16 protein-coding genes are annotated in these 19595 nt (G+C 67.6%); 5 read left to right on the forward strand and 11 right to left on the reverse strand.

The window, feature by feature from the left end:
• Positions 1-3 precede the first annotated feature (3 nt).
• Both TMO_RS27590 and TMO_RS27595 read right to left on the reverse strand, forming a co-directional pair.
• Positions 4-378, reverse strand: a complete 375-nt coding sequence (locus TMO_RS27590) for a VOC family protein (RefSeq protein WP_014748356.1) — start codon at positions 376-378, stop codon at positions 4-6.
• Between the two features lie 104 nt (positions 379-482).
• A complete protein-coding gene (locus tag TMO_RS27595) occupies positions 483-1724 on the reverse strand; it encodes an RtcB family protein (RefSeq protein ID WP_014748357.1) in 1242 nt (413 codons plus the stop codon).
• A 195-nt stretch (positions 1725-1919) separates the two neighbouring features.
• On the opposite strand from TMO_RS27595, the gene rtcR reads away from it, so the two are divergent.
• Positions 1920-3527: an RNA repair transcriptional activator RtcR gene (gene rtcR, locus TMO_RS27600; RefSeq protein WP_014748358.1), complete on the forward strand. Its 1608-nt coding sequence runs from the start codon at positions 1920-1922 to the stop codon at positions 3525-3527.
• Between the two features lie 3 nt (positions 3528-3530).
• Here rtcR and TMO_RS27605 read toward each other — a convergent pair whose 3' ends face one another.
• Both TMO_RS27605 and TMO_RS27610 read right to left on the reverse strand, forming a co-directional pair.
• Positions 3531-3980 (reverse strand): Rrf2 family transcriptional regulator, encoded by a 450-nt coding sequence (locus TMO_RS27605; protein ID WP_014748359.1) that lies wholly within the window; start codon positions 3978-3980, stop codon positions 3531-3533.
• A 177-nt stretch (positions 3981-4157) separates the two neighbouring features.
• Positions 4158-5378, reverse strand: coding sequence for an ABC transporter substrate-binding protein (locus TMO_RS27610; protein ID WP_014748360.1), 1221 nt, complete (start codon positions 5376-5378; stop codon positions 4158-4160).
• A gap of 513 nt (positions 5379-5891) precedes the next feature.
• On the opposite strand from TMO_RS27610, the gene TMO_RS27615 reads away from it, so the two are divergent.
• The 4 genes from TMO_RS27615 to TMO_RS27630 all read left to right on the forward strand — a co-directional run bounded on the left by TMO_RS27615 (position 5892) and on the right by TMO_RS27630 (position 11264).
• Positions 5892-6095, forward strand: a complete 204-nt coding sequence (locus TMO_RS27615) for a DUF1127 domain-containing protein (protein ID WP_014748361.1) — start codon at positions 5892-5894, stop codon at positions 6093-6095.
• 527 nt (positions 6096-6622) lie between these two features.
• Positions 6623-9418: a xanthine dehydrogenase family protein molybdopterin-binding subunit gene (locus TMO_RS27620; RefSeq protein ID WP_041607666.1), complete on the forward strand. Its 2796-nt coding sequence runs from the start codon at positions 6623-6625 to the stop codon at positions 9416-9418.
• On the forward strand, positions 9415-9987 hold the full coding sequence (locus TMO_RS31120) for a (2Fe-2S)-binding protein (protein ID WP_014748363.1): 573 nt from the start codon (positions 9415-9417) through the stop codon (positions 9985-9987). Before TMO_RS27620 ends, TMO_RS31120 begins: the two co-directional genes overlap by 4 nt.
• Complete coding sequence (locus TMO_RS27630) at positions 9984-11264, forward strand: cytochrome c (RefSeq protein ID WP_014748364.1); 1281 nt, start codon at positions 9984-9986, stop codon at positions 11262-11264. The genes TMO_RS31120 and TMO_RS27630 overlap by 4 nt, the downstream gene beginning before the upstream one ends.
• A 23-nt stretch (positions 11265-11287) precedes the next feature.
• On the opposite strand, the gene TMO_RS27635 is transcribed toward TMO_RS27630, so the two are convergent.
• The 7 genes from TMO_RS27635 to TMO_RS27665 all read right to left on the reverse strand — a co-directional run bounded on the left by TMO_RS27635 (position 11288) and on the right by TMO_RS27665 (position 19522).
• Positions 11288-13093 (reverse strand): AMP-dependent synthetase/ligase, encoded by a 1806-nt coding sequence (locus tag TMO_RS27635; RefSeq protein ID WP_014748365.1) that lies wholly within the window; start codon positions 13091-13093, stop codon positions 11288-11290.
• Entirely contained in the window at positions 13090-13917 is an 828-nt protein-coding gene (locus TMO_RS27640; RefSeq protein ID WP_014748366.1) for an ABC transporter ATP-binding protein, read from the reverse strand. Before TMO_RS27640 ends, TMO_RS27635 begins: the two co-directional genes overlap by 4 nt.
• A 68-nt stretch (positions 13918-13985) precedes the next feature.
• Entirely contained in the window at positions 13986-15212 is a 1227-nt protein-coding gene (locus TMO_RS27645; RefSeq protein WP_014748367.1) for an ABC transporter substrate-binding protein, read from the reverse strand.
• An 80-nt stretch (positions 15213-15292) separates the two neighbouring features.
• A complete protein-coding gene (locus TMO_RS27650) occupies positions 15293-16336 on the reverse strand; it encodes a branched-chain amino acid ABC transporter permease (RefSeq protein ID WP_014748368.1) in 1044 nt (347 codons plus the stop codon).
• Between the two features lie 54 nt (positions 16337-16390).
• A complete protein-coding gene (locus TMO_RS27655) occupies positions 16391-17269 on the reverse strand; it encodes a branched-chain amino acid ABC transporter permease (protein WP_014748369.1) in 879 nt (292 codons plus the stop codon).
• Between the two features lie 85 nt (positions 17270-17354).
• The gene (locus TMO_RS27660; protein WP_041607668.1) at positions 17355-18170 is read right to left on the reverse strand and encodes an ABC transporter ATP-binding protein; all 816 of its coding nucleotides are present in this window, start codon (positions 18168-18170) and stop codon (positions 17355-17357) included.
• A gap of 311 nt (positions 18171-18481) precedes the next feature.
• Complete coding sequence (locus tag TMO_RS27665; protein WP_014748371.1) at positions 18482-19522, reverse strand: MBL fold metallo-hydrolase; 1041 nt, start codon at positions 19520-19522, stop codon at positions 18482-18484.
• Positions 19523-19595 lie beyond the last annotated feature (73 nt).

The raw sequence follows: 19595 nt of genomic DNA on the forward strand, positions 1-19595 counted from the left end.
CCGTCAGCCGCCGGCCAGCGCATAGACCCTGAGCCGGTGCCCGTCGGGGTCGAGCCCCATGAAGCTGTAACCGAAGCCCTGCTTCATCGGCGCCGCGGCGATGGTGACGCCGCGGGCCTGCCAGTCGGCGAAGACCGCATCCACGGCGGCATCATCGGCCATGCGGATGCCGAGTTCCGAGGCACCCGGCGCCGCCGACGGTGCCGGCACGACCACGGATTGTGCCCAGAGGCCGAGCATCATGCCGCCCTCCAGGGCGAACAGGGCGAAAGCCGGGGACACATCCACCGGGCGGGTGTCGAAGAGATCGGCATAAAAGGTGGCACTGGCCGCCGGGTCGGCGACATAGAGCAGCGCATAGCTCGGATGGGTCATCATTCCCGCTCCCGTTCGGGCAGCCCCCGATGAGCCGCCCTGACGGGATCATGCGCCCGGGCTGCTGACAGGGTCTGTCAACAGCCCGGGAAACACCGTCGGACATGTCATCCTTTCACGCAGACCACCTGCCGCAGGGTGTGGACCACCTCGACCAGATCGGCCTGGGCAGCCATCACGGCGTCGATGTCCTTGTAGGCTTTAGGCGTTTCATCGAGCACGCCCGCATCCTTGCGGCATTCGACCCCGGCGGTGTCGCGCAGATGATCGTCGAGGGTGAAGCGGCGATGGGCTTCGGTGCGCGAGACCACCCGCCCGGCGCCGTGGGAGCAGGAGCAGAAGCTTTCGGGGTTGCCCCTGCCGCGCACGATGAAGGACTTCGCCCCCATCGACCCCGGGATGATCCCGAGGAGACCCTCGGTCGCACGCACCGCCCCCTTGCGGGTGACCCAGACCTCGCGGCCGTAATGCCACTCGCGCGCCACATAATTATGGTGGCAGTTCACCGCCTCCAGCGCTGCATCGAAAGGCCGCGTGACCACCTTCCGGAGGGCGGCGACCGCATGGTCCATCATCACCCGGCGATTGGTCAGGGCGAAATGCTGCGCCCATTCCAACGCCATCACATAATCGTCGAAATGCGCCGTGCCCTCGGGCAGATAGGCCAGATCGGCATCAGGCAGATCCAGGTGATAGCGGCGCATATCCTCTTTGGCGAGGTCGATGAACCGGGTGCCGATCATATTGCCGATCCCGCGCGAGCCGGAATGGAGCATCACCCAGACCCGCCCGGCCTCGTCCAGGCAGACTTCCAGGAAATGATTGCCGGTGCCGAGCGTCCCCAGATGGACGATGGCATTGGCCTTGACCAGGGCCGGATGGCGGGCTATCAGCGCCCGATAGCCGGCATCGAGCCCGGCCCAGGCTTCCGTCACCGCCGGGGGCAGATCGTCGCCCCACGCGCCGACATCCCGCTTCTTCCGCCCGACCGTGCGGCCATGGGGCACGGCGGCTTCGAGCGCCGAGCGGATGCCCGCCAGGCTGTCGGGCAGATCATCTGCGGTGAGCGAGGTGCGCACCGCCATCATGCCGCAGCCGATATCGACGCCGACCGCCGCCGGGATGATCGCGCCCACGGTCGGGATCACCGAGCCGATGGTGGCGCCCTTGCCCAGATGGACGTCGGGCATCACCGCCAGCCATTTGTGGATGAAGGGCATCAAGGCGGTGTTGAGCAGCTGCCCCATCGCACGCTCGTCGACCGGCACGCCGCGGGTCCACATCTTGACCGGTGCGGCCGGCCGGTCGCGGGCAGGTTCGTAGCGATGCGCCAGAAGGTCGAAAGTCATCGGGGGTCCCCAACTGCAAAAAGGTAAGTCTGGCGCTCTTTGCGAGGTGCGTGCCAGACCGGCCCTGCGCGAGGGAAATCCACCCAAGTCCTTGCTTTGTAAAGGCCTGATGGCCAGAGGTCGCACCGGCTGGGCAGAGGCATCCCGACCGGATATGATCCGGTCATCTCGGAAGTTATACGTCAGGATAAGGGCATGTCGAAGCGCCGGGTCGCGATCGGGTTCGTGGGCACCACGCTGGATGTGGCGGCGGGCCCGCATCGCTGGAAGGCCTGGCGGCCGACAATCGCCCTGATCCAGCAGCCGGAGATCGGCATCGATCGGCTGCATCTTCTGCACGGGGCCGCTGCCCGCAAACTGGTGGCGCGGCTTGTGGACGATATCCACCTGATCGCGCCCCGGGTAGAGGTGCACCCCGAAGAAGTGACGATCCGCGATGCCTGGGATTTCGAAGAGGTCTACGGCCTGCTGCATGATTTCGCCCGCAGCTTCCCCTTCGATACCGAGGCCGAGGATTATCTGATCCACATGACCACCGGGACCCATGTGATGCAGATCTGCTGGTTTCTGCTGGTGGAGGCACGCTACATCCCGGCACGGCTGATCCAGGTGTCGCCGCCGCCGGCCAGGGAACGGCCGGGCGGCTTCGGCAGCCATACCATCATCGATATCGATCTGGCGCGTTACGACCGCATCGCCGGCCGCTTCGGGCAGGAACAGCGCGAGCGTACATCGTTCCTGAAAGCCGGGATCGATACCCGCAATCCCGGCTTCAACCGGCTGATCGAGCGCATCGAACGGGTGGCCCTGCATTCGACCGCGCCGATCCTGCTGACCGGCCCGACCGGCGCCGGCAAGACCGCCCTCGCCCGCCGGATCTTCGAGCTGAAGAAACAGCGCCGCCAGGTCGACGGCGCCTTCGTCGAGGTCAACTGCGCCACCCTGCGCGGCGATGGCGCCATGTCGGCCCTGTTCGGCCATGTCCGCGGCGCCTTCACGGGGGCGGTGGCCGAACGGGCCGGGCTGTTGCGCGCGGCCGATGGCGGGCTGCTGTTTCTGGACGAGATCGGCGAACTGGGGCTGGACGAACAGGCGATGATCCTGCGCGCGATCGAGGAGGGCCGCTTTCTGCCGGTGGGCGCCGATCGCGAGGCCGCCAGCCGGTTCCAGCTGATCGCCGGCACCAATCGCGACCTCGGCACCGCCGTGGCGGACGGCCGGTTCCGCGAGGATCTGCTTGCCCGCATCGACCTCTGGAGCTTCGACCTGCCGGGGCTTGCCCGCCGGCCCGAAGACATCGACCCCAATCTCGACGAGGAATTACGCCGTCATGGTGTCCGGGAAGGCCGCCAGGTCTCGTTCAGCCGCGAGGCCCGGCAGCGCTTCCTGGCCTTCGCCACCGGCCCAGGCGGGCTGTGGCCGGGGAATTTCCGCGACCTCGGCGCCGCAGTCACCCGGATGGCAACCCTCGCCCCCGGCGGGCGGATCACCGAAGAGGTGGTGGCGGAAGAGATCGAGCGGCTGGAATGGGCCTGGCAGCGGAGGGCCGCCCCGGCCCGGGAGGACCCGCTGCCGGGTCTGCTGAGCGAGGCACGGCTGGCGGAGATCGACCCGTTCGACCGGGTCCAGCTGGCCGAGGTCGTGCGCGTCTGCCGCAGCACACCCAGCCTGAGCGCCGCCGGGCGGGCCCTGTTCGCAGCCTCGCGAGCCCGGAAAGCCGCACCCAACGATGCCGACCGGCTGCGGAAATATCTGGCGCGTTTCGGCCTGGACTGGTCGAGCGTGCAGGTGTTGACGGAGTGACCGTCAGGCCGCGTCGGTCGCGCGGGCGAGGCCGAGCAGGCTGGCGATTTCGCAGCGCGGGCGGACAAGATCGGCCAGGGTGTAGCGGTCCATATGGGCATAGAAGGCTTCGGCCGCTTCGGCCAGCGCACCGCGCAGCACGCAGGCGGGCAGGATGCGGCAATTGCCGTGGGTGTCGAAGCATTCGAGCAGGGCGCTGTCGCGCTCGGTTTCGCGCAGGACCGCGCCGATGCGGATGTCTTCGGGCGCCTGCCCCAGGCGCAGCCCGCCGCCCTTGCCACGCACGGTTTCCAGATAGCCGAGCCGGCCCAGCTGGTGGACCACCTTCATCAGATGGTTGCGCGAGATGTCGTAGGCTTCGGCGATCTGGCTGATGGTGACCAGCCGGTCGGGGGCCACCGCCACGAAGATCAGGCTGCGCAGGGCATAGTCGGAAAAGGTGGTCAGGCGCATCGGCGTGCTCCGGTGGCGGCGGTGCCGGCCCCTCGGGAGCCGCGTTCTAAGATATATCCCGAATGCGTCTATATGCCAGGGGCATCCGGTCCGGGACGCCTCCCCCGGACAATAAGACGCGGCGGCCGGTTGCCCGGCCGCCGCGCTGGTCGTCAGTTCTGTACCCCAAAGGATCGGTCAGAGCTTGGGCTCGACGATCTCGCGGGTCTCGACGGTGCCGTTCTTGAACTCGTAGATCGCGAAGGTGCCGGAGACATCGCCGGCGGCATCGAAATCGAGCGAGCCCGAAGCACCGACATAGTCGATGTCCTTGCCTTCCTTGATCAGCTTCACCGCCTTTTCCCACTCGCCCGGCAGGATCTTCTCGCCGGGGGCGTTGGCGACGTCGCGGAGCGCGTCGCGGATCTTGGTGCCGTCGGTGGAGCCGGCCTTCTCCATGGCCAGCGCCAGGACATAGACGGCGTCATAGGTGGTGTCGATATAGGGCTTGGGCGGCAGCTGCTTGAACTTCGCCTCGTAGGCGGTGCGGAACTTCGCCGCCGCCGGGCTGTCGGCCACGGCTTCCGGCGCGATGCCGACCGTGTCCTTCAGGTATTCCTCGCCGATCGCCTGCGACATTTCGGGCGCCTTCAGGCCGTCGGAGAAGACGAACTTGGTGAACAGCCCCTCTTCCAGCGCCTGCCGCACCACGGTGCTGCCGTTCTCGGGGTAGGCGATCAGGACCAGCGCCTCGGCACCGTCCTTGGCGGCGTTGGTCAGTTCGCCGCGATAGGACGCGCTGCCCGGCTCGAAGGCGAGCGAGGCCGCAACCTTGCCGCCACCCTTCTCGAAGGTCTTGGCGAATTCTTCCGCCAGACCCTGGCCGTAGTCGTTGTTGATGTACATCACCGACACGGTCTTGTAGCCCTCGTTCGCCGCGAGCTGGCCCATCACCGTGCCCTGCAGCGCATCCGACGGCACCGAGCGGAACAGGAAGTCCTTGTCGTCGAGCGAGGTGATCACCGGCGAGGTCGAAGCCGGCGAAATCTGCGGCACCATGCGCGCCGCCGAGACCGTGGTGGCGACCGGGATGGTCACGCCCGACGAGAGCGCGCCGACCATCGCGTTGACACCCGCCACCGAGACCAGACGCTGCGCCGCGTCCACGCCCGCCTGGGCGTTGGTCTGGGTGTCGGCCACTTCCAGGGCGAGCTTGCCGCCCAGCACGCCGCCCTGCGCGTTGATCTCTTCCATCGCAAGCTCGGAGCCGGTCACCGAGGCCACGCCATAGGCCTGAAGGTCGCCGGTCAGCGGCATCAGAGCACCGATCTTCGCTCCGGCGGCCCAGGCCGGCGCCGCAGCGACGATCATCGAGGCGACAACGGCCGCAGTGGCGGTCCGGATCGGATTGAGCTTCATCGCTTCCCCATCTTTTTCTGGTTGCGATCCAACATCATGCGTCGACGACCCGGGTGCCGCGGCGTCCGGCGGGGGCCTTGGGCGGTCACCTTCGGCAACCGGCCGGCCCGGATCCGACCACCGCGAGCCGTCGTTCCGGAGCAGAGAGACCCTGCGCCATCTCTCCCGCGCAGGCCACCTGCCCCGGCCTCCCCGGGCTCGGGCTGGGGCCATTATGCACGGCTGGGGGCGGAACCAGAAGCGGGGAAACTCGCCTTACGCCTGATAGGAAAGCCATGCAGATCGCGCACGGGTCTGGTGCCATGCAGAAGCTGCATTGTTGCAGTGCGAAATGGACCCCTCCCGAAACCGATCGATCAGGCGTATCTCTAGCTCATCGAAACGACACGATGCGCCGCCGCAGCTCAGGCGCCCCGACCGAGCCCCCCAAGCACGCAGCCCTGAAAGACCTTCAGGATGCGACCGGTCGAGAGGCCCGGCAGCGAAGACGGCGCAGCCCCTAGGAGACCTGTCATGACCGCCTTCATCCCTGGCGTCATCTCGCTGAAGAACGTTGTTGCCCGGATGATCCGGTGGCGCCTTGAGCGTCGGACCTATGCCGAGCTGAAGTCCCTCGACGACCGCATGCTGGCCGATATCGGCATCTCGCGCGGCGAGATCCGCTCGGTCGCGACCCATGGTCGCCAGGGTCACGAGGTTGCCGGCTACGGCGTGTGATCCAGCGAGCCCGGCTGTGGATATAGCCGGAGATCGCGCCTGAAACAAGCTTCGCATCGGGAGACGTCCTCCCCCGGATCCCGATGCGATAACTGAAGCGTTTCCCCCGCTTCAGCCTGCCCGGGCCGCTGCCGCCCTCCCTCGGCAACCGGCCCGACCCCAGCCCGGCGTCTGCTGCGCCTCCGCCTGCCCTCCCTCAGGCCCGAGTGCTGCGCGACGCCGACGGGACCGGTCGTTCCCCACTTGCGACCAGCCCCGCGATGCATCAACGACGGTCCGGCCGCCCTCCCTCGGCCCCACCGTCCGCCCCTCTCCCCAAGGGGCCGCATCGCCGGGCCGCAAGACGGACCGGTCACCGCATCACGGCCCCGACGCTTCCCCCGTCGGGGCCGTTTTTTTTGTCCCGCTCTCTCTCCTCTCATCGCTTTCCGCATCCCTGCTGATGGAACCCGATCGCCGACGCCGAGGTTGGCATGTCACGGGATCCGCGTCGTTCCTGCGGCCGGCCCGTTGAGTGCAGTTCAGAGATGGAGAGGGACGTGTCGCGCCCGACGGACATCTCGCGCCGGGATTTTCTGCGCGCCGCCGCTGCTGCGGGAGTGACCGCATCGGTCATGCCGCTGGGCCAGGCCCTGGGGGCGATGATCCCCGAAGGCAGCACCCGCCCTCCCGACTGGCTGGACGAGTCAGGGCGCATCCGCTTCCGCCATGACGGCATCCGCAAGGTGACCGGCGACAAGGTGTTCGCGGTCGACATCCGCGCCCGCGACATGCCGGGCTGGCCCGAAGCCCAGTCTCATGGCTTCCTGCTCAGGGCGACCCGGGCCGACCGGGTGTTCGAGGGCGTCGACCTGTCGATGCTGCCGGAAGAGCTGATGCCCGACCGGCTGGTGACCGACGCCGAGCTTGCAGCCGACGGCGTGGCCATGCCCGAGCCCGATTTCTATGGCGACCTGCTGCTCAAGACCGGTGAGATACCGCCTCTGCTGGGCCAGCCGGTGGCACTGCTGATCTATCACGACTATCCGCGCTTCCGCCGGGCGAAGCAGCTGCTGCAATTCAACGAGGATGCCATCCGCTATGGCCGGGAGACGGGGGCCCAGGCCCGCCCGCCCTATGGCCGCGCACGCTTCGTGCGCATCGGCGGGGCCACCCCCGTCGCGCCCGATATCTATTCGCCAATGACCGGCACCGTGCTGCGACCGCCCGCAGACAGCAACGACTGGCCGGCGGCCGATGCAGAGGGGGATGCGGCGGCGCGTGCCATGCATGCCGCAGAAGAGATCGCCCGCAGCCTGGAGAGCGCCGACGACGATCTCGCGGTCTTCCGGCGGGAATATCATTCGCCCTATGTCGACCCGGCGGCGCTGGAACCGGACAACGGCAATGCCTGGTACGACCCGGCCGCCGGGCGCCTGCATCTGGTGACCGGCACCCAGTCGCCCTACACCAACGCCACCCATGTGATCGCCATGGTCCGGGCCAGCCGGTTCCGGCTGGACGAGCTGCGCTTCAATGCCGGCTACACTGTCGGCTACGGCCAGAAGGAACATCATTCCCTGCCCTATTACGCGGCCATGGCCGCGCTCTACGCCGAAGGCCGGCCGGTGCGGCTGGCGCTGAACCGGTGGGAGCATTTCCAGACCGCGATCAAGCGCCACCCCTTCCGGATCGATGCCGCGATCGCGGTCGACCGCCGGACGGGGCAGTTCCGGACGCTGCGCATGGATCTGCTGGGCGATGGTGGCGGGCGGATGAATTTCAGCCCCTCGGTGGGCGAGGTCGCGGCAAGTGCGGCGCAGTCGATCTACTATTTCCCCCAAAGCGACCTGTCGGTGCGGATGGAGGCGTCGCGCGCCCCGACCGCCGGGTCGATGCGCGGCTATGGCACGCTGCAATCGATGAGTGCCACCGAAATGCTGGTCGACGAGATTGCAGACGAGCTGCGGATCGATGCCATCGAACTGCGCCGGCGCAACCTGCTCACGGCGGGCATGAAGAACACCCAGGGCGCCGTGCCGGCCGGGTTGCTCAGGGCAGGCGAACTGCTGGAGGTGGCCGCCCGCCACCCGCTCTGGACCGAACGGCACGAGCGCAAGCGGCTGCACGACCAGGACCATCCCGGTCATCACTACGGGGTGGGCTTCGCCGCGGTGCAGAAGGATTACGGCACCGGCGCCGAGGCGGCGATCGCCCGGGTGGCGCTGGACGCAGACGGCCATATCCACCTTCGCCACGTCTGCAACGAGATCGGCAACGGGTCGACCTCGTCGCAGATGCTGGTGGTGGCGGACTGGCTGGGCCGGCCGGCCCATGATGCCGAATTCGCGGTAACCGACTGGCCGGAACTGCCGCTGACCTCGAATGACGAGCCCTATACCATGTCGCAGGCGGCGCAGGACCAGGCGGCCCGTGATCCCCATTGGGTGCCGCGGATCACCTCGCCGCGCAGCGCCTCCAACTCGGCCTATTACCTGTCGCATGCAACGCGGGAGGCGGCGCGGATCCTGTTCGAACGCGGGCTCTGGCCGGCGGCGCTGTCGATCTGGCGCGAGGGCATCGGCGGCGGCCAGGCGGCCCCGCTCGCGATCCGGCGCGAGGAGGCGGTGTGGCGCGACGGATTGCTGGTCGCGGCCTCGCTGGAGCCGCTGCCGCTGGCCCGGCTGGCGGCCCGGGCCCATCAGATGGGGCTGGTGACCGGCGTCGTGGTCCATACCTTCAACCGCTGGTCCTGGACCGAGGCGGAGTTCGAGCTGGAGGACGGCACCCACCGCTGGCCGATCGATGCGCTGGCGCTGCGCCGGGGCGATGGCGGCTATGACTTCCAGCCCCGCCGGCGGGTCTTCTACCCGCCCGTCCAGCGCAACAATGCCGCCGTGGTCTATTACGCGCCGGTCGCAACCCTGGTCGAGCTGTCGGTAAACGGCGGCTCGGGCGAGATCCGGTTGCTGTCGCACCACTCGTGGATGGAATGCGGCAACATGATCGTGCCCGAGCTGGTCTCGGGCCAGCTGCAGGGCGGCATCGCCATGGGCATCGGCCATGCCCTGTTCGAGGAATTGCCGCTGTACGAGGACGGGCCGGGCAACGGCACCTGGAACTTCAACCGCTACCGGTTGCCGCGCGCATCGGATGTCGCGGTCTGGTCGCAGACCGGCCAGGTGCTGCCGCCGCTTTCACCCACCGACCCGCCCAAGGGCATCGCCGAGGTGACCATGATCCCGATCGTGGCGGCGATCGCCAACGGCGTCGCCCATGCGATCGGCCACCGCTTCCACGACCTGCCGATCCGCCCCGAAAAGATCAGGGAGGTGCTGCTGTGATCCCCGCCACCAGATCGGTGCGGCTGACCGTCAACGGCCGGGATACCGGCCCGGTCGAGGTGCCCGAAGACCTGATGCTGCTTGAATTCCTGCAGGAATATCTGAACCTGACCGGCACACGCTATGGCTGCGGCCAGGGGGTCTGCCGTGCCTGTACCGTGATCCTGGACCGCCCCGACGGCCGCTCGCGGGCAGTGCCGAGCTGTGTGACCGGCGTCGCCCATCTGGATGGGGCGCGGGTCCGCACGGTCGAAGGCCATGCCGGCCGGAACGAGGATGGCAGCCTGGCGCTGTCCGCCATCCAGCAGGCCTATCTGACCCATTTCTCCTTCCAGTGCAGCTATTGCACCCCGGGCTTCGTCAACGGCGCGACCGTGCTGATCGAACGCCTGGCCCGCAAACCGGTGCCGCGCCGGGATGTGGAGCGCGTGGTGCTGGAAGGCATGGACCGGCATATCTGCCGCTGCACCGGTTATGTCCGCTATCTGGCCGCGGTGCGCGACGTCATCCTGTCAACGCCGGGGCTGACCACCGACCGGCCGGCGCAGAAGCGGGATGACGGATCATGAGGCGGCGGCTGATTCTGGGGGCGCTTGCCCTGGTCGTTGTCGTGGTCGTCGCGGTGGTGGCGGTGCCGCTGCTGACCGGCGCCGGGCCGATCCCGCCTGCGACGGTGGACCCGGCCCGGCTGGATGCGGGCCAGCGCGCCCGGCTGGTGGAAAGGGGCCGCTACATCGCCCGTGCCGCCGACTGCGCCGCCTGCCATGTGGCCGAGGATGGCCGCGCCTATGCCGGCGGGCTGCCGATGGAAACCCCGGTCGGCACGATCTACGGCACCAACATCACGCCCTCGCGCGATCACGGCATCGGCGACTGGAGCGCGGACGATCTCTATCGGGCGCTGGTCTATGGCATCCTGCCCGATGGCGGCCGTCTGTATCCGGCCATGCCCTATACTTCCTATCACGCAATGACCCGGGCGGATGTGGATGCGCTCGCGGCCTATCTCGCCAGCCTGCCGGCGGTGGAGAAGCCGAACCGGCCGCCGGATCTGGCCTTTCCGTTCAACATCCGACCGGCAGTCGCCTTCTGGAACCTGATCTTCCGGCCCGAGCCGGGTGATCTGCCGCCGCCCGCGGGCACCGCCGCGCCGGCCGGCGATCCCGCCCGCGGCCGCTATCTGGTGGAGGTGCTGGGCCATTGCGGCGAATGCCATACCCCCCGCAACCTTGCCTATGCGATGGAGGACGACCGGCATCTTCAGGGCGAGGTGATCGAAGGCGCGCTCGCCCCCGACATCACCCCGGCCGGCCTCTCGGCCCGCGGCTGGACGGCCAGGGACCTGACCCGCTTCCTTGCCACCGGCCTCTCGCCCCAGGGCACGATGACCTTCCGCATGTATCCGGTGCTCCACCATTCCACCCGCTATCTGACGGCGGAGGATGTGGGGGCGATCGCCGCCTATCTGACCGACGGGGCCCCGCCCCCGACACGGCCCGAACCGGTCACGACCGGCAACACGCGGAACGCCGGCCACGACATTTATCTGGGCTTCTGCGCCGGCTGCCACGGGGCCGATGGCGAAGGCCACCCCGCCGCCTCGCCGCCGCTGGCCACCAACACCACCGCCATGCTGCAGGATCCGCGCAATCTGGTGAAGGTGATCCGCGACGGCATTCCGGCCCGCCCGCTCGCCGGCACCGGCCGGATGCAGGAAATGCCGGCCTTCGGCGACCTGCTCGACGACGGCGAGATGGCGGCGCTGGTCAACTATCTGCGCCACCGCTGGGGCGGACAGCCCGGCGACGTCACCGCAGAGCGGGTGTCGGAGGTGGGGCCGCGCTGAGCGGTTCCCATATTCGGTCCGCGTCAGGCATAGAGCCCTTCGATGACATCCGTGTACTTCTTGTACACATTGCTGCGCCGGATCTTCATGGTCGCCGTCACTTCGTCGTCGTCATGGTCCAGTTCCTTGGTCAGCAGATGGAAGCGACGGATCTGCGACACCGGCGCGAGGCCGGCATTGGCGCGGGCGATTTCGGCCTCGATCAGGGCCCGGATCTTGGGGTTTTCGGCCAGCGAGCGGAAGGTGGTATAGGCGATGCCCTGCTCTTCCGCCCAACGCGCGACGGTGTCGTAATCGATCTGGATCAGGGCGGCGACGTATTTGCGCCGGTCGCCGATCACCACGCATTCCTTGACATAGGGGCTGGATTTGGCGGCGTTCTCGATCTCGGTCGGCGACAGATTCTTGCCGCCGGCGGTGATCATGATGTCCTTGATCCGGTCGACGATGCGGATATGGCCGTCGACCTCTTCCCCGACATCGCCGGTGTGCAGCCAGCCGTCGCGGATGGTGTCGCGGGTCGCGGCCTCGTTCTTGTAATAGCCGGCGAAGACCGAGCCGCCCCGCACCAGGATTTCGCCGGTGGCGGGATCGAGCTTCACCTCCACCCCCTCGACGGCGGTGCCGACCATGCCCGGCCGGGCATCCTCGGGCGCCTGGCCGACGGCCACGCCCGAGGTCTCGGTCTGGCCATAGGCCTCGACCAGCGGCACGCCGATGGTGCGGAAGAAGCGCAGGATTTCAGGCGAAATGGGCGCGGCGCCGGTGATTGCCACATGTGCCCGGCGCAGGCCGATGAAGTTCTGCAGTGCCCGGAACACCAGCAGATACCAGAGCCCGAAGCGCAGCCGCTCGACCATCGTCCAGTCACGGCGCGGCTTCCAGGCAAGCGGCGTGCAGTCGCGGACCGCCCGGTCGAACAGCGCCTTCCGCCAGCCGCCGGTCTCGGCCATCTTGATGTGGATCGCCGCGTGCAGCTTTTCCCAGATCCGCGGTACGCCCATGAAGAAGCTGGGCGCCACCTCGCGCAGATCCGACTGCACCGTGCGCAGGCTTTCGCCGAACGAGATCCGGCTGCCCAGATAGAGCGGTGCGAAATTGGTCATCGCCTGTTCGGCGACATGGCAGAGCGGCAGATAGCTGAGGCTGGAGGCCTCGCCATCCAGATGCAGCCGCGCGACCAGCCCGGGCACGACATGGGTGATGTTGCGATAGGTGATCACGGCGCCCTTGGGCTTTCCGGTCGAGCCCGAGGTGTAGATCATGAGCGCGGTATCATCGAGCGTCTGGGCATCGAGCAGCGCATCGGCGCGGCCGGGATCGGCGGCATGGTGTTCGGCGCCCAGCCGTTCCACCTCGTCGAAGGGGATCAGGTCGGGCTCGTCATAGCCGCGCAGGCCGCGCATGTCGACGACCACGATCCGGCGCAGCCGCGGCAGCTCCGCCCGCCTCTCCAGCACCTTGTCGGCCTGTTCCTGATCTTCGACCACCACCACGTCGACATCGGCATGGGCGAGCACATAGGCCACCTCCCCCGCCGGGCTGGTCGGATAGACGCCGACGGTGACCGCACCGATGATGCCGGTGCCCAGCTGGGCGATCACCCATTCGGCGCGGTTTTCGGACAGCACGCCGACATGGCCGCCGGCGCCCACCCCCAGCACCTCCAGCCCCAGGCCGAAGGCGCGGGCGCGCTCGAAATAGCCGGCCCAGGTGATCGGCTGCCAGATGCCGTAATCCTTCTGGCGGATCGCGAGCCGGTCGCCCTGCCTGCGGGCATGCTCGCGCAGCATCTGGGGCATGGTCAGGGTCGGAATCGCCATGGTCATGACAGCCACCGCTTACGCCGCTTGTAATGCTTGATGTCTCGGAAGGACCGGCCGCCGCCATCCTCGCCGCCATGGCCCAGATAGAACTCCTGCACGTCCTGATTGGCGGCAAGCTGGGCCGGCGTGCCATCGATCACCACCCGGCCGCTTTCCATGATGTAGGCATAATCGGCGATCGCGAGCGCGATCGCGGCATTCTGTTCCACCAGCAGCACCGCGGCCCCGCGCTCGCGGTTGATGCGCAGCACGATCGAGAAGATTTCTTCCACCACCATGGGGGCGAGGCCCAGCGACGGCTCGTCGAGCATGATCAGCTGCGGCTCCGCCACCAGCGCCCGGCCGATGGCCAGCATCTGCTGCTCCCCGCCCGACAGATAGCCGGCCAGCCCCTTGCGGCGCTCTTTCAGCCGCGGGAAATAGCCGTAGACCATGGCCAGCGCATCGTCGGTGGACCCGGCGCTGCCGGCGCTGCGGGCATAGGTCGCGGCGATCAGGTTCTCTTCGACCGTCAGATCCTCGAAGACCCGGCGGCCTTCCATCACGTGGAACAGCCCGTCATGGACCAGCCGGTCGGGTTCCCGCCCCCAGGCCTCGCGGCCGCGGAAGCGGACATGGCCGGCGGTCAGCCCGCCATTCTCCAGCCGGATCAGGCCGGACACGGTCTTGAGCGTGGTCGACTTGCCGGCGCCATTGGCGCCCAGCAGGGCCACGATCGCGCCGGGGGCGACGCGGATCGACAGCCCGCGCAGCACCTGCACCGTGTGATTGTAGACGACCTCTATGTTCTCGATATCGAGCAGAGGATCGGGAGAGGCTGACGTCATCGGCAGGGCCCCGGTGGCTGTGGCCGGCCCGGGCACAGGGGCCCGGGCCGGCCTTGGGTCGGATGAGGTCAGGTGAGCGCGATCCAGTCGGAGGCCGGCACGTAGCGCTTTTCCGAGAACTTCACCTGATAGATGCGGCCCACCGGCACCGAATGGGTCTTCATCGAAATCGGCAGGCCGATGATGCCGCCGGTGTCCCAGTTCTCGATGCTCTCCAGTGCCGCCTTCATGTTTTTGGCGGTCATCTCCTGGCCGCCCTCCAGTACCCGCCGGGCGATTTCGGCAAAGAGCATGCCGGTGAACCAGCTGGCGACATAGGGGACGGGGCGATAGGTCACGTCCGGCGCATGCTGCTTCGTCCAGGCCCGCATGGCCTCGAAATTGGCGCCGCTGGCATCACTGTCGTAATAGTTGTAGGGCATCACCCCCATGAAGCCGTCTGACGGCTCGCCCACCTGATCGATCAGCAGCTTGTCCATGGTGTAATAGGTGCCCATGAACTTCGTCTTCAGGCCCATCTGCTTCATCTGAACGATGAATTCATTGATTGGCGACAGCACATAGCCGTGGAAGATCACATAGTCGGGGCGCGAGCGGCGCAGCTTCAGCACCTCGGCCGAGACGTCGACGCTGCCGGGTTTGGTCACGATCTCGTCGACCAGTTCGATGCCCAGCGCCTTGGCGCGCGCCTTGGCCGAGGCGATCGGGTCGCGGCCGAATTCGGTGTCGCTGTAGACCAGCGCCAGCTTCGGTGCCGAGCCGCCCGAGGCCTCGTTCTTGATGTATTGCAGCAGGATGCCGACCTGCTCGGCATAGCTGGGGCCGGCGATGAAGTGATAGGGGTAGCGGCCGGGATCGGCCAGTTCCGAGGCGAAGCTCGCCCCCGACATCACCGTCGTGCCCAGCTGGACCAGTTCCGAGGCGATCGCCTTTTCGAAGCCGGTGCTGTCGCCGAAATAGAAGGGCGGCTTGTGGGCGGCGGTGATCTTCTTGAAGGCCGCCACCGACACGTCGACCTTGTAGCCGGTGTCTTCCATCACATAGCGCAGCTGGCGCCCGGCGACGCCGCCATTGGCGTTCTTCCATTCGACGAAATCGTTCAGCCCCTGATGGCCGGCGATGCCGGCAAAGGCGAAGACGCCGGTCATCGGCAGCGAGCCGCCGATCACGATGTCGTCGGCGGCAAGCGCCATCCGCGGGTCGAGCCCGGTCTTGAGCGCCAGGCCGAGAGCCGCGGCACCGCCGCCATATTTCAGGAGATCGCGGCGCGAAACGCCACGCATGATGCTGGACATGGGTGTCTCCTCCCTGAAAGGACGCCTGCCGCCGGTTCGTGCCGGCGGTCGTTGACGATCATGCAGGCCCGCGGCACCCCTCAGGTGCGGAAGGGCCAGAGATGGAAGAACCGCCGGAGCCTGCGCCACATCTCGGCGAGGCCATGGGGTTCGAAGATCAGGAACAGGACGATCAGCAGACCGAAGATCACTTCGCGCATCGGCGAAAGCACGACCGGGGCCTGCGGGTAGAAGGGCGTGACCATGGTGGTGACGAAGCGCAGCGCCTCGGGCACCAGGGTCATGAAGATCGCCCCCAGGATGCCGCCCAGGATCGAGCCCATCCCGCCGACGATGATCGCGGCCAGGAAGAAGATCGACATGGTGAGCGGGAAGCTTTCGGGCGTCACCACCCGGAAGAAATAGGCGAAGAGCCCGCCGGCGACCCCGGCATAGAAGGAGCTGAGCGCAAAGGCGTAGAGCTTCCAGCGCAACAGGTCGATGCCCAGAACCTCGGCCGAGATGTCGCGGTCGCGGATGGCGATGAAGGCACGGCCGACCCGGGTGCGGAACAGGTTGCGCGCGCCCATGCAGGCGATGACCGCCACCCCCATGATCAGCCAGTACATCGACCGGTCGTCGCCCAGCACCAGGCCGAAGAGGTCGGCCGGCGGCACCTGCAGCCCGCCGATGCCGCCGGTGACCGGGTCCCAATGGGCGAAGACGAAATGGGCGATGACCGAGGCGGCGAGCGTCGCGATCGCGAGATAGAGCCCTTTGACCCTGAGCGAGGGCAGGCCGACCAGCACGCCGAAGGCGGCGGAGGCAAGCCCCGCCAGCGGCAGGGTCAGGATGAAGGGCACCCCCCAGCGACTGGCGAGCACCGCGACCGTATAGCCGCCGATCCCCATGAAGGCCGCCTGGCCGAGCGAGATCTGGCCGGTGAAACCGGTCAGGATGTTGAGCCCGGTGGCGCTGATCACGTTGATCGCGACCAGACAGGCCAGATAGATGGTGTAGTCGTTGCCGATCAGGGGGAAGACCAGGATGGCGACGATCAGGGCCGCGAACCACGCCCGGCGCACGGGCGTGTCGAAGATCATCTCGTCGGCGATATAGCTGGTCTTGGCGTCACCGATACGCATCGCGATCCGGTCTCCGGTGCGGTGGTGGCGAAGGGAACGGGGGCAGACACCCGGTCAGAGACGCTCGATCTCGCGGGTGCCGAACAGGCCGTAGGGGCGGACGATCAGGATCGCCGCCAGCAGAGAGAAGGTGGCGAGCTGGCGGTATTCACCGCCCAGATAGGTGCCGGCGATGGTTTCGATCCAGCCCACGAACAGCCCGCCGATCAGCGCGCCCATAATGCTGTCGAGCCCGCCCAGGATCACGATCACCAGGATCGACAGCCCGACCACGCCCATCTGCGGGCTGAGCCCGCCGCTGGCCGCGACCAGGATGCCCGAGATCGCGGCCGCAAAGGCCCCGGCCATCCAGGCTGCCGAGAACACCTTGGGCACGGCGATGCCCATCGAATAGGCCGCCGCCTGATCGGAGGCCGTGGCGCGGAGTGCCACACCGCCGCGGGAGAAGCGGAAATAGAGCAGATAGACCACGATCACGCAGGCCGCGATCACGAAGGCCCAGCCCGATTTCGGCGCCACGAACATCTCACCGATCATGATCGGCTCTCGCGGCAGGAAATCGGGCAGCAGCTGCGGATCGGCGGTCCAGAGCATTTCGGCGAGGCCGATCAGCACGCTGGCGATGCCCACCGTCACCATCACCACCGAGATCGGGTTCTCGCCCAGCATCGGCCGGATCGCGACCCGTTCGATCACGCCGCCCAGAAGCGACCCGCCGATCACCGCCAGCGGCAGCGACACATACCAGGGCCAGTCCAGGATGCCGGCAAAGGTGAGGAACAGATAGGCCGAGAACATCATCATCTCGCCGACGGCGAAATTGATGACCCGCGTCGCCTTGTAGATGATCACGAAACCAAGGGCGATCAGGGCATAGAGCCCGCCGGTCGCCAGCCCTGCAAGGCTGACTTCGCCGAAGAACAGCCAATCCAACGGCCGCCTCCTTCCACATACAGGATGCCAGGCAAGGGGGTGTCTGGTCGGACGGGACCCGTCGGAGGACCGGGACGACCGGCGGTCAGGCCGCCGCCTGGCCCGCCTCCAGCCGTGCACGCATCTGCCCGACATCGCCCGCCCCCAGATAGGCGCGGATGACCTCGGGATCCTTCTGGACGTCGGCCGGCCGGCCGGCGGCGATGCGCCTGCCGAAATTCAGCACCGCGACATGATCGGAAATGTCCATCACCAGGCCCATATCGTGTTCGACCATGAGCACGGTGACGCCCCATTCCTCTTTCACGTCCAGGATGAAGCGGGCCATATCCTCGCGTTCCTCGCGGTTCATGCCCGCCACCGGCTCGTCCAGCATCAGCACGGTCGGCCGCATGGCGAGCGCGCGCGCCAGCTCCACCCGCTTCTGCAGGCCATAGGGCAAGGCACCGACCGGCAGGCCGCGGATATGGTCGATTTCCAGGAAATCGATGATCCGCTCTTCCACCTCCTGCCGCAGCCGCGCTTCTTCCGCCCGCGCCCGGCCGCGATAGATCAGCGCGTCGACCAGCCCGGTCTTCAGATGGACATGCGCGCCGAGCTTGATGTTGTCGAGCACGGTCATGCCGCGGAACAGGGCGATGTTCTGGAAGGTGCGGGCCAGCCCCAGCGCGGCACGGGCCGGCGGCTTCAGGCGACTGACGTCGCGGCCGCGAAAGCGCACGGTACCGGTGTTCGGCTTGTAGAAACCCGAGATGGCGTTGAACAGCGAGGTCTTGCCCGCGCCGTTGGGGCCGATCACGGTGGTGATCGAACCCTCCTCGACGGTGAGCGACACATCGGTCAGGGCAGCCACGCCGCCAAACTTCAGACCGACACCCTCAACTTCGAGTATGGCCGTCATGTCGCGCCCGCCCGACGGCAGACGCGCGGATGCACCTCTCCCGTCTCCCCGGCACGGGCGCATCCGTGCCGTCGATGGTGACCGTTCACCGGTAATGTCTCCCTCCCTCGCGGGGCGGTCTTTATTATTTTAGAACCACTCCCGTCCCTTCAGGCTAGGAAACTGTCCGGTAGGTGTCAATCGACATTACCCACGGGTAAGAAGATTTCCACGCCGTAAAAGCGACAGCCCGCGTCCCCGGAGGTCCAGGGGCGCGGGCTGGCCGCAAACGGATAGATTGCACCGGTGGAACCCGGCCGGATCGGCGCCGGTCAGACGGCGACGAAGCGCCAGATGCCGTCCTCGCCGGTCTCGCGGCGGATGGCGTTGCGGTGGACCAGATTGTTGATATGGGCCAGCGCCTCGCCGGTGGCGAAGACCAGCTGTTGGGCATCCAGCTTGCGGTTGCCGAACAGCAGCGGGAACGTGTCGCGCACGGTGCAGGGCCCGGCGCGGCAGGCGGTCAGGATCGCGTCCAGCCGGTCGTGGTGATGGGCGGCCAGCGCCTCGACCCGGTGATGCAGGCCATAAAACGGCGCGTCATGGGCCGGCAGCACCAGCGTGTCTTCGGGCAGTTCAAGGAATTGCGGCATGTCGGCCAGGAACATCGCCAGCGGGTCGCCGTCGGGTTCGGTCGGCCAGACCGCGACATTGGGGCTGATCCGGGGCAGGACCTGATCGCCCGAAATCAGCACCTTGCGCTTTTCGGAATAGAGCGAGACATGCTCGACGGCATGGCCGCGGCCGATCAGCACCTGCCATTCGTCGCCGCCGAAGGCGACCTTCGCCTCGCGGCTCATGCGCAGGAAGCTTTGCGGCAGTTCCGATACGCCCTTGCGATAGCCGCTGGTGCGGCCGTGGATGCCCTCGATCTCGTCGGTGGTCAGCCCCGCCTTGCGGTAATAGGAGAGCCTGGCGTCATGGGCGCCCGAGGCGACCTCGAACCACACCGCCCGCGCCATCAGCCATTCACCCAGCGAGGCATGGAAACGCGCGCCCTCCCAGCGGCGCACCATCCAGCCGGCCAGACCCATATGGTCGGGATGGTAGTGGGTGACGACCACGTCGACCACCGGCCGGCCGCCGAGCGTCGCCTCGAACACCTGCTCCCACAGATCGGTGGTCATGCGGGTGTTGATACCGGTATCGACGACGGTCCAGCCCTCGGGCCCGTCGACCAGCCAGAGATTGATGTGGTTGAGCGCGAAGGGCAGCGGCATCCGGACCCAGAAGACGCCCGGCGCGACCTCCAGGCTCTGCCCCGGCTCCGGGCGGGTGGTCAGGGGATAGACGACCCCGGCGGCACGATCCATGTCTTGGCCTTTCCTTGCATCACCTCCCCCTCGTCAGACAGATCCGTCTTCTCAGATCCCGGCCCCCGCCTCT

It is taken from the genome of Tistrella mobilis KA081020-065, from assembly GCF_000264455.2.
In the GTDB taxonomy this organism is placed as follows: domain Bacteria; phylum Pseudomonadota; class Alphaproteobacteria; order Tistrellales; family Tistrellaceae; genus Tistrella; species Tistrella mobilis.

Excerpts from the sequence above, each read along its gene's own strand:
- TMO_RS27590 (WP_014748356.1), bottom strand. The coding sequence starts at position 378 with ATGATGACCCATCCGAGCTATGCGCTGCTCTATGTCGCCGACCCGGCG.
- TMO_RS27595 (WP_014748357.1), bottom strand. The coding sequence starts at position 1,724 with ATGACTTTCGACCTTCTGGCGCATCGCTACGAACCTGCCCGCGACCGG.
- rtcR (WP_014748358.1), top strand. The coding sequence starts at position 1,920 with ATGTCGAAGCGCCGGGTCGCGATCGGGTTCGTGGGCACCACGCTGGAT.
- TMO_RS27605 (WP_014748359.1), bottom strand. The coding sequence starts at position 3,980 with ATGCGCCTGACCACCTTTTCCGACTATGCCCTGCGCAGCCTGATCTTC.
- TMO_RS27610 (WP_014748360.1), bottom strand. The coding sequence starts at position 5,378 with ATGAAGCTCAATCCGATCCGGACCGCCACTGCGGCCGTTGTCGCCTCG.
- TMO_RS27615 (WP_014748361.1), top strand. The coding sequence starts at position 5,892 with ATGACCGCCTTCATCCCTGGCGTCATCTCGCTGAAGAACGTTGTTGCC.
- TMO_RS27620 (WP_041607666.1), top strand. The coding sequence starts at position 6,623 with ATGGAGAGGGACGTGTCGCGCCCGACGGACATCTCGCGCCGGGATTTT.
- TMO_RS27630 (WP_014748364.1), top strand. The coding sequence starts at position 9,984 with ATGAGGCGGCGGCTGATTCTGGGGGCGCTTGCCCTGGTCGTTGTCGTG.
- TMO_RS27635 (WP_014748365.1), bottom strand. The coding sequence starts at position 13,093 with ATGACCATGGCGATTCCGACCCTGACCATGCCCCAGATGCTGCGCGAG.
- TMO_RS27640 (WP_014748366.1), bottom strand. The coding sequence starts at position 13,917 with ATGACGTCAGCCTCTCCCGATCCTCTGCTCGATATCGAGAACATAGAG.
- TMO_RS27645 (WP_014748367.1), bottom strand. The coding sequence starts at position 15,212 with ATGTCCAGCATCATGCGTGGCGTTTCGCGCCGCGATCTCCTGAAATAT.
- TMO_RS27650 (WP_014748368.1), bottom strand. The coding sequence starts at position 16,336 with ATGCGTATCGGTGACGCCAAGACCAGCTATATCGCCGACGAGATGATC.
- TMO_RS27660 (WP_041607668.1), bottom strand. The coding sequence starts at position 18,170 with ATGACGGCCATACTCGAAGTTGAGGGTGTCGGTCTGAAGTTTGGCGGC.
- TMO_RS27665 (WP_014748371.1), bottom strand. The coding sequence starts at position 19,522 with ATGGATCGTGCCGCCGGGGTCGTCTATCCCCTGACCACCCGCCCGGAG.